This window comes from Acidovorax sp. SRB_14, from assembly GCF_012932145.1.
In the GTDB taxonomy this organism is placed as follows: Bacteria; Pseudomonadota; Gammaproteobacteria; order Burkholderiales; family Burkholderiaceae_C; genus Simplicispira.
In genome coordinates, this window is record NZ_MWOK01000013.1 from 64,519 (window position 1) to 76,992 (window position 12,474).

10 protein-coding genes are annotated in these 12,474 nt (G+C 67.6%); all 10 read right to left on the bottom strand.

The genetic code is table 11. The features are described from left to right. Nucleotides 1-28: 28 nt before the first annotated feature. On the bottom strand, nucleotides 29-1,849 hold the full coding sequence (locus B2J86_RS11740) for an acyl-CoA dehydrogenase C-terminal domain-containing protein (RefSeq protein ID WP_173025662.1): 1,821 nt from the start codon (nucleotides 1,847-1,849) through the stop codon (nucleotides 29-31). A gap of 5 nt (nucleotides 1,850-1,854) precedes the next feature. Then, nucleotides 1,855-2,553, bottom strand: coding sequence for a TetR/AcrR family transcriptional regulator (locus tag B2J86_RS11745; protein ID WP_173025663.1), 699 nt, complete (start codon nucleotides 2,551-2,553; stop codon nucleotides 1,855-1,857). Between the two features lie 127 nt (nucleotides 2,554-2,680). Continuing rightward, a complete protein-coding gene (locus B2J86_RS11750; protein WP_173025664.1) occupies nucleotides 2,681-4,780 on the bottom strand; it encodes a VWA domain-containing protein in 2,100 nt (699 codons plus the stop codon). Nucleotides 4,781-4,810: 30 nt separating this feature from the next. Continuing rightward, nucleotides 4,811-5,641, bottom strand: a complete 831-nt coding sequence (locus B2J86_RS11755) for a CbbQ/NirQ/NorQ/GpvN family protein (protein ID WP_371736460.1) — start codon at nucleotides 5,639-5,641, stop codon at nucleotides 4,811-4,813. 3 nt (nucleotides 5,642-5,644) lie between these two features. Next, complete coding sequence (locus tag B2J86_RS11760) at nucleotides 5,645-7,030, bottom strand: cbb3-type cytochrome c oxidase subunit I (RefSeq protein WP_173025665.1); 1,386 nt, start codon at nucleotides 7,028-7,030, stop codon at nucleotides 5,645-5,647. A gap of 73 nt (nucleotides 7,031-7,103) precedes the next feature. Continuing rightward, on the bottom strand, nucleotides 7,104-7,973 hold the full coding sequence (locus tag B2J86_RS11765; RefSeq protein ID WP_173025666.1) for a c-type cytochrome: 870 nt from the start codon (nucleotides 7,971-7,973) through the stop codon (nucleotides 7,104-7,106). Nucleotides 7,974-8,348: 375 nt separating this feature from the next. Beyond that, entirely contained in the window at nucleotides 8,349-9,020 is a 672-nt protein-coding gene (slmA, locus tag B2J86_RS11770; protein ID WP_173025667.1) for a nucleoid occlusion factor SlmA, read from the bottom strand. A gap of 72 nt (nucleotides 9,021-9,092) precedes the next feature. Continuing rightward, complete coding sequence (locus tag B2J86_RS11775; protein ID WP_169635909.1) at nucleotides 9,093-10,544, bottom strand: sensor histidine kinase; 1,452 nt, start codon at nucleotides 10,542-10,544, stop codon at nucleotides 9,093-9,095. A gap of 27 nt (nucleotides 10,545-10,571) precedes the next feature. Further along, nucleotides 10,572-11,279 (bottom strand): response regulator transcription factor, encoded by a 708-nt coding sequence (locus B2J86_RS11780; protein WP_173025668.1) that lies wholly within the window; start codon nucleotides 11,277-11,279, stop codon nucleotides 10,572-10,574. 122 nt (nucleotides 11,280-11,401) lie between these two features. Next, nucleotides 11,402-12,310 carry an acetylglutamate kinase gene (gene argB, locus B2J86_RS11785; RefSeq protein WP_169169816.1) on the bottom strand — a complete coding sequence of 303 codons (909 nt, stop codon included), beginning with the start codon at nucleotides 12,308-12,310 and terminating at the stop codon, nucleotides 11,402-11,404. Nucleotides 12,311-12,474: the final 164 nt, after the last annotated feature.

A 12,474-nucleotide genomic window follows, 5' to 3' on the forward strand; every position in this document is an offset into this window, starting at 1 on the left:
CAAAAAGCTTGAAATGGCGGTGCGAGGTTCAGGCGAGTGCCGCGTCCGTGTCCATCAGCGAGGCCGCACCGGCGCGCGCGGTGCGCATCAGCATGGCGGTCTCGGGGAACAGCTTGGCAAAGTAGAAGCGCGCCGTCTGCAGCTTGGCCTGGTAGAACGGGTCGGCCGGCTTGCCCTGTGATTCAGCGGCCGCCACCTCGCGCAGCGCCACCTGGGCCATGCGCGCGAAGAAGTAGCCAAACACCAGGTGGCCGGCGACGCGCAAATAGTCCACCGCGGCAGCGCCCACCTCGTCGGGGTTCTGCAGACCCTTGAAGCCCAGCTCGGTGGTGAACTTTGTCATCTGGTCGGCCAGGCCGGCGAGCGGGTTGATGAACTCGGCCATCTTCTCGTTCACGCCCTCTTCCTGCACCAGCGCGGCCACCAGCTTGCCGAACTTCTTGAGCGAGGCGCCGTTGTTGCCCAGGATCTTGCGGCCGAGCAAATCGAGCGCCTGGATGCCGTTCGTGCCTTCGTAGATCATGTTGATGCGCGCGTCGCGCACGAACTGCTCCATGCCCCATTCCTTGATGTAGCCGTGGCCGCCAAAGACCTGCTGACACAGCGTGGTGGCGGTCCAGCCGTTGTCGGTCAGGAAGGCCTTGACGATGGGCGTGAGCAGCGCGACCAGTTCGGCCGAGTCCTTGCGCACCTTCTCGTCGGGGTGGTGCAGTTCCTTGTCGATCAGGATGGCGCAGTAGGTCGCGAGCGCGCGGCCGCCCTCGGCGTAGGCCTTGGCGGTCAGCAGCATGCGGCGCACGTCGGGGTGCACGATGATCGGGTCGGCCGGCTTGCTCTTGTCCTTGGTGCCCGAGAGGCTGCGCATCTGGATGCGGTCCTTGGCGTAGGCCAGCGCGTTCTGGTAGGCCACCTCGGTGAGGCCCAGCGACTGGTTGCCCACGCCCAGGCGGGCGGCGTTCATCATCACGAACATGGCGGCCAGGCCCTTGTGCGGCTGGCCCACCAGCGTGCCGATGGCGCCGTCGATGTTGATCTGCGCGGTGGCGTTGCCGTGGATGCCCATCTTGTGCTCGAGGCCGCCGCAGTAGATCGGGTTGCGCTCGCCCAGCGAGCCATCGGCGTTGACCTTGAACTTGGGCACGGCGAACAGGCTGATGCCTTTGCTGCCAGCCGGCGCATCGGGCAGGCGCGCCAGCACCAGGTGAACGATGTTGCTGGCCATGTTGTGCTCGCCGGCGCTGATGAAGATCTTGTTGCCGGTGAGCGCGTAGGTGCCCTCGGGCGCGCCGGGCACGGGCTCGGCCTTGGTACGCAGCAGGCCCAGGTCGGTGCCGCAGTGCGCCTCGGTCAAGCACATGGTGCCGGTCCACTCGCCGCTGGTCAGTTTGGGCAGGTACAGGCGCTTTTGCTCTTCGGTGCCGTGCGCGTGCAGCGCCTCATAGGCGCCGTGCGAGAGGCCCGGGTACATGGTCCAGGCCTGGTTGGCGCTGTTGAGCATTTCGTACAGGCACTGGTTGAGCACGAAGGGCAGGCCCTGGCCGCCGTACCCGGGGTCGCACGACAGCGCCGCCCAGCCGCCTTCGACAAACTGGGCGTAGGCCTCCTTGAAGCCCTGGGGCGGGGTCACCTCGTGCGTGGCCTTGTCAAGCGTGCAGCCCTCTTCGTCGCCGCTGATGTTGAGCGGGAACACCACGCCAGAGGCGAATTTGCCGGCCTCTTCGAGCACCGCGTTGATGGTGTCCACGTCCACGTCGGCGTGCTTGGGCAAGGCCTTGAATTCGTCGGCAACCTGGAAGACCTCGTGCATGACAAATTGCATGTCGCGCAGCGGCGGCGTGTAGATGGGCATGGGATTTACTCCTTGGGGGTGGGGATGGAAACAGGGGACGGGCCCGCCACGCTGCCAAAGCGCGCCAGGATGTTGTCAAAACCGGCGAGAGCCCGGCCGATGGAGCCGGGTTTCTTGAGAAAGCGGGCCTCATAGTGCAACGCCAGGATGAGGCCGTGGATCTCGAACAGCATCTGGTCCGCGTCCACGTCGGCGCGCAGCTGGTCCAGCGCCTGGCACTGCCCGATGGCGCGCTTCATGGCGCCATGCCAGGCCATCACGGACTGCGCCAGCGCGTCGCGCACCGGGCCGGTGCGCTCGTCGAACTCGATCGCGCCGCTGATGTAGATGCAGCCCGAGTCGATCTCGACCGAGGTGCGCTTCATCCAGTGGTCGAACATCGCGCGCAGGCGCGCCACGCCACGGGGCGCAGCCAGGGCCGGCTGGAACACCTCCTGCTCGAAACGCTGGTGGTATTCGTGGATCACCGAGATCTGCAGCTCCTCGCGCGAGCCAAAGTGGGCGAACACGCCCGACTTGCTCATGCCCGTGATGTCGGCCAGGGCCCCGATCGACAGGCCTTCGAGGCCAATGTGCGTGGCCAGGCCCAGGGCGGCTTCAACGATCACGGCCTTGGTCTGCTGGCCCTTTTGCAGCGCCCGCCCGCCTTGGCTGCGCGTGCGTGGCACGCGCTGAAGAGAGGAAGAACCGAAGTTGGAAGGCATTGCGCAAGAAAAAACGAACGATCGTTCTATTCTGCAGCAAAAACCTTCTGCTGGTGCGGGAGCCGCATGAAAAATCGCACGACCGCGGGGCCGCAGTCCGGCGCGCCCTGCGCTGCCGGTGCGCAGCTCAGTGCGCCACCAGCCGGCGCAGCCAATCGAGCAGCACTGTGGGCAGCAATTCCGGCCGCGGCAACAGCGCATAGTGCTGCGGACCAAACACTGCGGGCAGGTAGCTGGCGCCCTGGCGGTCGATGGTCAGGCAGAACGGCGAGATGCCCTGCAGCTTGGCTTCGGTGATGGCCTGGCGCATGTCCTCGACACCGTAGCGGCCTTCGTAATCGTCGACGTCGTTGGGCTTACCATCCGACAGCAGCAGCAGCAGGCGGTGCTCAGCGCTCTGGTGCAGCAGCAGGCTGCTGGCGTGGCGGATCGCGGCGCCAGCGCGCGTGTAGTGCTCGGGCTCCAGGCCTGCGATGCGCTGCGCCACGCTGTTGTCGTAGCGCTCCGTGAAGCGCTTGATGCTGCGCAGCACCACGCCCTGCGGCCCTTCGCCCGAGAAGGCCAGCACGCTGTAGGGCTCGGCCATACCCTCGAGCGCAATGCACACCAGCAGCAGCGCCTCGCGCTCGACGTCGATCACGCGCCGGTCGTACGCGATCCAGCCATCGGTCGAGCCGCTGACATCGACCAGCAGTGTGATCGCCATGTCGCGGCGGCTGCGCCGCTCGCTCTGGTAGAGGCGCTGGTCGCGCGGCAGGCCGGCGCAGAAGTCGGCATGGCTCTCCAAGTAGGCCTGCAGGTCAATCTCGTCGCCGTCGAGCTGGCGGCGCACGCGGGTGCGCTGCGCGCGCAGCAGCTCGAAGCGCCGCCGGATCTCGTGCAGCATGCTGCGGCGCTGCGCCAGGGTGTCGTCCACCCACTGCTGCGGCCCCAGGGCGGCCGGCAGCAGCAGCACCGTGGCGCCGGGATGGCGGTAGGCGGCGCTGCGCCAGTCCCACTCGGGGTAGTGCAGCCGCTCGGCAGCCCCAGCGTCGGCGCTGGCCGCCGGCGCCTGGCGGGCCTGCGACTCGGGCGGGTCGTCCGACAGAAGCACTTCCTTGGGCTTGCCCGGCGCACTCACCAGGCGCGCCTCGGGCAGCTCCGACAGCGCATCGGCAAAGTCCTCGGCCGCGGTCTGCGCATCGCGGTCGGTGGGGCGCTGCAGGCCCATCGGGTCCTCGGCCTGCTCGTGCGGCTGGGCGGTCTGCACCATCCAGATGCCGGGGCCAGCATCGTCCTCGCCATCCACCTCGGGGCGCACCTCGGGGCGGCGCGCCAAGCGCGCACTGCGCGGCCGGGTGGGGCCATCGTCCGCGCCGTCCTCGCCTTCCTGCGCGCCCCCGCCTGCGGCGGCGCCGGCGCCCATGGCAGGGCGCAGTTCGCCGGTCCACGGGTCGCACCAGAGCCATTGCATGCCGCGCGCGCGCGCGGTTTCAGGCGTCTCGAATGCGGCGCACAGCGCCTGCGCATGCGCCAGTACCTGCGCCGGCGTGGCCGGCAGCGCCAGGGGCGGCAATGCGCCCGGCGCTGCGTGCGCCGCCGGCGGCGGGCCGCTACCGGGCGTCTCGCCGGGCGCCGCCTGCAGCAGCAGACGCACCAGGTGCTCGAACGGCTGCACCGGCGCGGCAAAGGCCGTGGTGCGCGGGCGCAGCCCCAGCGCATCGCGGCGCAGCTGTGCCAGCGCAGGCGCCATGCCGGGCAGCAGGCGCACCAGCGCATCGTCGGCCGCGTGGGCCTCGAAGAGGTGGTAGAGCGCATGCTGCAGCGGCCAACGCGCCGCCACGGGCGCATGCAGTGCGCTGCCGCGCGCCGCGCGCACCGCCTGCTGCAGCGCCAGCACGCGAAAGCGCTGCAGCGCCGCAGCGGCGCCGCCCGCGGTGTCCAGCGCCGCCGGCAGCCACAGGCTCTGGCCGTCGGTGGCGGGCACGGGCAGCGCCTGCGGCGGCGGCAATGGATAGCGCAGCAGCAGACGCGCCAGCCACGATGGCGGCGCCGGCACCTGCGCCACGCGCAGCACGAAGCTGCGCCCAAACACGGCGGTGACCAGCAAGTCCAGGCGCTGGGCCACGTCGCCCAGCAAAAGCGGCTGCGGGCCCGGGGACGGTGGGCGGTGGCGGCGCCAGAGTGCGCGCGCGTAAATCGTGGCGTGCCGCGCCGCATCGGTCAGAACGTCTTCGGCTTCAGCCACGGCATTGCTGCAGGCACTGCGGCCCTGCGCTCACACAAAGGTCGCGTCGACCAGATCGCGCATGGCAGCGGTCAGCGACGGCTCGTCCGACAGAGGCGATACCACGGCCGCATAGCAGGCCTGCTTTATGCCGATGCCGGTGCCAATGAGGCGTGCCGCCGCAATCAGCACGCGCGTGCTGGGCACTTCGGCCAGACCCCGGTCGCGCAGCGTGCGCAGGCGCTGGCCGAGGGCCACGAGGGCGCGCGCGACGTCGGGCGCCACACCCCCTTCATGGGCCACGATCTCGGCCTCGCGCTCGGGCGGTGGAAAGTCAAAGTCGAGCGCCACGAAGCGCTGGCGCGTGCTCGGCTTCATGTCCTTGAGCATGCGCTGGTAGCCGGGGTTGTACGACACCACCAGTTGAAAGCCGGGCGCCGCCGGCACCGTCTCGCCGGTCTTGTCGATCGGCAGCATGCGCCGGTGGTCGGTCAAGGGGTGCAGCACCACCACGGTGTCCTGGCGCGCTTCCACCACTTCGTCAAGGTAGCAGATCGCGCCTTCGCGCACCGCGCGCGTGAGCGGTCCGTCCTGCCAGGCGGTGCCGTCGTGGCGAATCAGGAAGCGCCCGATCAGGTCGCTGGCGCTCAGGTCGTCGTGGCATGAGATGGTGATGAGCGGACGTCCCAGGCGCCAGGCCATGTGCTCGATGAAACGGGTCTTGCCGCAGCCGGTAGGGCCCTTGAGCATCACCGCGAGGCTGCGTGCGTGGCATTGCTCAAAAATCGCGACCTCTTCGCCTGTCGCCCTGTAGTACGGAGCTTCGGGGCCCACTGCCGGGGCGCTGAGCAACTGCACTCCGGCCTGCACTTGCGCGTCCACCGCTCAGGCCGCCGCTGTGCCGCCGGGCACGGCGCGCGCCACCGGCTTGAACGCGGGCTCTGGATCGCGCGCGATCTCGAAGTGCGGCGCGTGGCGGAAGAAATCGATGATGAACAGCGCCACACCGATGGCAAACATCGAGGCCGTGATGATCAGCATGACAAAGTGCACCTGGATCTTGAGCTGGGCATCCAGATACCCCATGCCCATGATGCGCTCCAGATAGACCTGCCCGATACCAGCGGTGGCAAACGACAGCGTCATGCCGAACATGCCTGCAATCTGCATCCAGAACGCGGTGTAACCCATGGCCGTACCTTCTTCGGCACGGCGCGTGAACGACGGCAGCGCATAAGTGATCATGGCCATGACGATCATGGCGTAGGCGCCATAGAAAGCGGCATGCCCGTGCATCGCCGTGATCAGCGTGCCGTGCGTCCATTTGTTCACGCTTGGAAAGGTATGGGCAAAGCCCAGCAGCCCGGCGCCGAACAGCGTGAACACCGCACTGCCCACGGTCCAGTGCAGCGCGAGTTTGTTCGGATGCGCCAGGCCCGAGCGGCGGATAGCGCCGTAGGCATACATGGCCATGCCGATCAACGCAAGCGGCTCGAGCGCGCTGAAGAAGCCGCCGATGGGCAGCCAGTAGCCCGGCACGCCCACCCAGTAGTAATGGTGTGCCGTGCCCAAGATGCCGGCAATGAACACCAGGCCGACGATCACATAGAGCCACTTCTCCATCACCTCGCGGTCGGCACCCGAGAGGCGGATCAGCAGGTAGGCCAGGAAGCCGCCTTGGATCATCTCCCACACGCCTTCAACCCACAGGTGGATCGTCCACCAGCGGTAGAAAATCGACACCGTGTAGTTTTCGTAGTGCAGCAGCGCGGGCAGGTAGAGCACGGCGGCGAGCCCCAGGCCGCCGATCAGCACCCCTTCGGTGGTCGTGAAGCGCCCCGATTTCTTGATGGTCATGCCGATGTTGTAGAGGAACATCAGCATCACGACCACGATCACGATTTTTGAAGGCAGCGGCTGCTCCAGCAGCTTGTTGCCAGTGCCATAGCGGAACAGGTAGCCCACAACCGTCGCCACGCCCATCAGGGTCCAGAGGACCAATTGCACGTACGCCAGCTTGGTGCTGTGCAGCTCGGTGCGCGATTCGTCCGGCACCATCCAGTAGGTGGCACCCATAAAACCCGTGAGCACCCAGACAATCAGCAAATTGGTGTGAATGACCTTGGTGACGTCGAACGGGAGGATGTACAGCAGCGGATCGGGACCGAGGTATTTAGCCGCCGAGAGCAGGCCAAACACCAGCTGCAGGCCGAACAGCGCGACCGCGACAGCGAAATACCAGTAGGCAACGGATTGGGATCTGTATCTCATGGCAAGACTCCGAGAGATGGAAGCAAGGCGTGACGAATCGACCGATGGGCACAGAGGCTCAGGGACGCATTCGCTATTTGAGCGAGGACAGGTAGGCGGCCAGCTGATCGATCTGCGCCGGCGTCAGGTCCTTGGCATAGGTGGTCGGCATGAACGACACGCCATCGGCCGAATACATGGGCCCCGGCACTAGGTATGCACTGGGCTCGACGATCGACTCGTGGATATAACCGGCAAGGTCCTTGGCCTTGCCCTTGTAGGTGCCCGAGGCCAGCAACTTTTCGGTGCGCTCCTTCAGGCCCGCCAGCGAAGGGCCGGCCATGTTCACGCCCGGAGCTGTCGAGTGGCAGGCAGTGCAGGCCGGCGTCGCGCTGCGGAACACATGTTCGCCCAGCGCCATCGGGTTTTCGTCGCCTGCCATCGGACGCGCTCCCGGGGGCACAGCGGCAGAGCCTCCGGCTGCGGCGGCGCCCTGCTGCTGGCTTGCGGACATGTCGGTGCCGGGCAGCGTGGCACCGGTGACGAGAATGGGGCGCGGCGGCCAACCCTGGTTGTCGACATTGCTGACCCAATCAAGAAAGGCGATCAGGTCGGTGATGTCGGTCTCGCTGAGGTTTTGCTTCGGCATCAGGCGGCGGTGCCGCGTTTCGTCGTAGAACTTCGACGGATCGCGCATATAGGCCTTCAGATAGGCCTCGCCACGGTGCTTGGTGATTTTCGTCAGGTCGGGCGCGTAATAGGCGCCTTCACCAAAAATGGTGTGGCAGTTGATGCAGTTGTTGTTGTGCCAGACATCCTTGCCGCGCGTGACCGCGGGAGTGATCTTGTCTGCATTGGTGAGCTTGTCGAATTGCCTGTGGCTGTCGAGTGTCAGGCCTACAAATGCCAACGCCGAAAGGGCAGAAGCACCGATGGCAAAAAGACGGGTTTGTCTCTTGTTCATTGTGTGCTCCCTGCTATACGCCAATGCCCGACCAGTAGGCGAGCGACGTATAGGCGGCGTAGACAATGGCGACCATCATCAGCAATACCACTACATAACCGAAAACCTTAAAAGGCGCGATCCATGCGTTCATAGAGTCCTCCGTCACTGGCCAGAATGATTCTGCCCAGTAAACGGCGTTGCGACAAGCAAACAGTCGCAACCATCCATATCACGCGGCCTTGGCCTACATGTAAGGCAAATAATCCTTTCCAGCGCGTGTTGCATCAGACAATAGATGGCATGCCCATCCAGAAAACGATGAATGCAGCGGACGGCGCGCCCTGGGCCTGCGCGTCACAGACCGGTAGTCCTCGGCGAGTCGGAGCCGCGCTCTCAGACCATCAGCGCAAGGCTGGCTTCGAGGTGCTCGGTGGGCTGGCGCCGAAAGCCCGAGCGCGCGAAGCGCTGCAGCCGGCCGAGGGCGAAGGCGGTGAGCACGCTGGCCGCCACCTGCGCGTCCACGCTGGGCGTGGCCGAGCCGGCGGCCCCGGCGGCGGGGCGCAGGCACTGGCGCAGGGTGGACTCAATGCGGTCGAAGAACTGGTTCATGCGCTGCTGCAGGCGCTCGTGCTCGAACACCAGCGCGTCGCCCACCATCACGCGCACCATGCCGGGATTGCGCTCGCCGAACTGCAGCACCAGGGCCACCACGCGGGCCGCCTGGCGCGCCCCTTCGCTGGCCGGCTGTGCGGGGTCGGGCACGCCCTGCCCGACGATCTGCGCCACCAGGGTGAACACGGTCTGCTCGATGAAGTCGATCAGGCCTTCGAACATCTGCGCCTTGCTGGCAAAGTGCCGGTACAGCGCGGCCTCGCTCACCGCGAGGCGGGCCGCCAGCGCGGCGGTGGTGATGCGCTCGGCACCGGGCTGCTCGAGCATCGCGGCCAGGGCCTGCAGGATCTGTTCGCGCCGCTCGCCGGGCTTGGGCCGCTTGCGCGCCGCGGGGGTTTCGCCTGCAGAGGCTTCGATGGCGTCGATTTCAGAGAGGGGAGCAAGTTCGGACATAGGCAAGAAATGTGTGCAATTGATTCTCGCACACGCCATGCGCCCCTTCGGCCGCCGCGGCCCTCCAGCGCCTCAGGCGGCAAACACCAGGGTCACGCGCAGGCCCTGCCCATGCGCGCCGCTGCCGAGCGTGAGCGCGGCGCCGTGCACGCGCGCGATCTCATCGGCGATCGCGAGGCCCAGGCCCGTCCCCTCCCCCTGGGTGCCGGGCACGCGGTAGAAGCGCTGCACGACGCGCGCGCGCTCGGCCTGCGGTACGCCGGGGCCGTTGTCCTCGACCTGCAGAAAGGCGCACGCGCCACCGCCACCGCCGGCCGGTTGCAGGCCGCAGCGGATGGTCACGCTGCCGCCGGCGGGCGTGTACTGGATGGCGTTGTCGACCAGGTTGGACAGCAGCTCGCGCAGCAGCCAGCCGTGGCCCGTGACATGCGCGGGGTGCACCTCGACCCCCAGGTCCAGGCCCTTTCCCATGGCGGCGTCGAGGTACATCTCGAGCAGGGACTCGCACAGGTCCTTGAGGTCCACGCGCTGGGGCGCCTGCGCCTCGAGGCTGCGCGCATCGGCGCGCGACAGGGCCAGCAACTGGTGCGCCAATTGGGAGGTGCGGCGCGTGGCATCGCGCAGCTTCTCGATTTCGTTCGCTCTCAAAGTAATAGCTGCATGCGCTTGATGGGCATGCGCTGGAGGCACTTTTTTATCCAACTCATTGCCACCCAGGTCCGGATGCGCGCCCGCGCGCGCCATCAGCGCCCAGGCCTCCACCTGCGCCTGCAGGCCGGCCAGCGGCGTGCGCAGCTGGTGCGCCGCATCGGCAACAAATCGGCGCTGGCCCTCGGCCTGCGCCTCGACCAGGGCAAACAGCTGGTTGAGCGAGTGCACGAGGGGGCGCACCTCGACCGGCGAGGCAGCCTCGTCGATGGCACTGAGGTCGCGCGGCGAGCGGCGCGCAACGGCTTCGGTCAGGTCCACCAGCGGTTTGAACGCGCGCCGCACCGCCCAGTGGATGGCCAGGGCCGCCGCCGCCACCAGCACCAGGTTCGGCAGCAGCACGCGCACCAGCAGCTGCTGCGCCCACTGCTGGCGCGGGTCGGAGCCGTCGGCCAGCGCCACCACCAGCTCGCCCGCCGCGGTGGGGCCGCGCTGCACGGCCACGCGGTAGGTCACGCCGTCCAGCTCCTCGCTGTGGAATTCGGGCGCGTGCGTGCTGGGCAGCGCGCCGCGCACCCAGGCATCGCCCAGCAGCAACCGGCCCTGGGCGTCGCGCACGCTGAAGCCCGCATAGGCCGACTTCTGGCGCAGAAACTCCGCCACCGGCGGGGCCAGCAGCAACAGCGGCGGATCGCCCTGGCGCGGCGGCGCCAGCACCGAGTCGGCCAGCACCGGCAAGAGCCGCAGCAGGCGCTGGTCGTGCTGGGTGGCCGCCTCGGCGGCCGAGCGGTAATCCACCCACATGCCCACCAGCGCCAGCGCGCACAGCGGCAGCAACAACAGCAACAGCAGCCGGTTGCGCAGGTTCGCGGTCATGGCGGGCATCTCCCTGACGGGCAGTGGCTAAGGAGCCAGGTGCAGCTCCAGCCGGTAGCCAAAGCCCCGGATGGAGCGCAGCGCCACGCCATGGGGTTCGAGCTTGCCGCGCAGGCGCGACACGTAGACCTCGACCGCGTTGGGCGTGATCTCCTTGTCCCAGCCCGTGAGCGCCTGCAGCAGCTTGTCCTTGCTGGCAGGCTTGGGCGCATGGATCAGCAGGTATTCGAGCACGGTCCATTCGCGCGGCCCGAGCTCCAGGGGCTGGCGCACGGCGTCGGCACCCACGCCGGTGCGCACCCAGGCACAGCGGTGGGCCGTGTCCAGCTCCACCGGACCGAAGCTGAGCACCGCCGTGGTGGCGGCCTGCGAGCGGCGCAGCAGCGCGCGCAGGCGCGCCAGCAGCTCGGGCAGCTCGAAGGGCTTGAGCATGTAGTCGTCCGCGCCCAGGTCCAGCCCCTGCACGCGGTCGTGCAGGGCGTCGCGCGCGGTCAGGATGAGCACCGGCATGGCGTGGCTGGCCATGTCGGGGCGGCGCAGTCGGCGCGTGAGCTCCAGCCCGTCGATGCCGGGCAGGCCGATGTCGACCACGGCAATGTCGAACGCTTCGCTTTGCAGCACCTCCTCGGCCCGCTCGCCGCTGCCGACCCAGTCGACGGCGTAGCCGGCGTCGGACAGGCCCAGCTTGATGCCGCTGGCCACCATCACGTCGTCCTCGACCAATAAGAGGCGCATGGTCTGCCTACCGTCTTGTGGTGCCAGGGAAACCATGTGCCGCCACCGGACCGCCCCAAGGCCAAACGCGGCCCCCTTCAGAGGAAGGAAACCCTGCGCAGCGGGCGGCGGTGGGGGCCATTTCAGTGCGAACGGATCATCGTGCCGTAGGCCTGGTCCGTCAGGATCTCGAGCAGCATGGCGTGCGGGACGCGGCCATCGATGATGTGCACGGCGTTCACGCCCGCGCGCGCCGCGTCCAGCGCGCCGGCGATTTTGGGCAGCATGCCGCCCGAGATGGTGCCGTCGGCGAACAGCGCGTCGATCTCGCGCGCGGTCAGGTCGGTCAGCAGCTGGCCGGCCTTGTCGAGCACGCCCGGCGTGTTGGTCAGCAGCACCAGCTTTTCGGCCTGCAGCACGGTGGCGAGCTTGCTGGCCACCACGTCGGCGTTGATGTTGTAGCTCTCGTTCTCTTCGCCAAATCCGATGGGGCTGATGACGGGGATGAAGGCGTCGTCCTGCAGCGCCTTGACGACGCTCGGGTCGATAGAGACGATGTCGCCCACCTGGCCCACGTCGTGCTCGATCGACGGGTCCTTGTTGTCGAGCATCTTGAGTTTCTGCGCCCGGATCAGGCCACCGTCGCGCCCCGTCAGGCCCACGGCCTTGCCGCCGGCCTGGTTGATCAGGCCCACGATGTCCTGCTGCACCTCGCCGGCCAGCACCCACTCGACCACTTCCATGGTCTCGGCATCGGTCACGCGCATGCCCTGGATGAACTCGCCCTTCTTGCCCAGGCGGTTCAGCGCCGTCTCGATCTGCGGCCCACCGCCGTGCACCACCACCGGGTTCATGCCCACCAGCTTGAGCAGCACCACGTCCTCGGCAAAGTCGGCCTGCAGGGCCGGATCGGTCATGGCGTTGCCGCCATATTTGATGACCATGGTCTTGCCATGGAATTTGCGGATGTAGGGCAGTGCCTGGGCCAGGATTTCGGCTTTTTCGCGGGGGCCGATGTGGGACAGGTCGGGGTCGGGGGAAGGGTCGTTCATGGAGACAGGCCGTCGGGTGAAAACAAAAGAGGGGCAAATTGTGCCCCATCCAAGAAAGGCAGGGCAGCGGCTTGTATCAATGCGCTACCAGACGGCGCAGCCAGTCCAGCAGCACGGTGGGCAGCAGTTCAGGGCGCGGCAGCAAGGTGTTGAAACGCATGGAC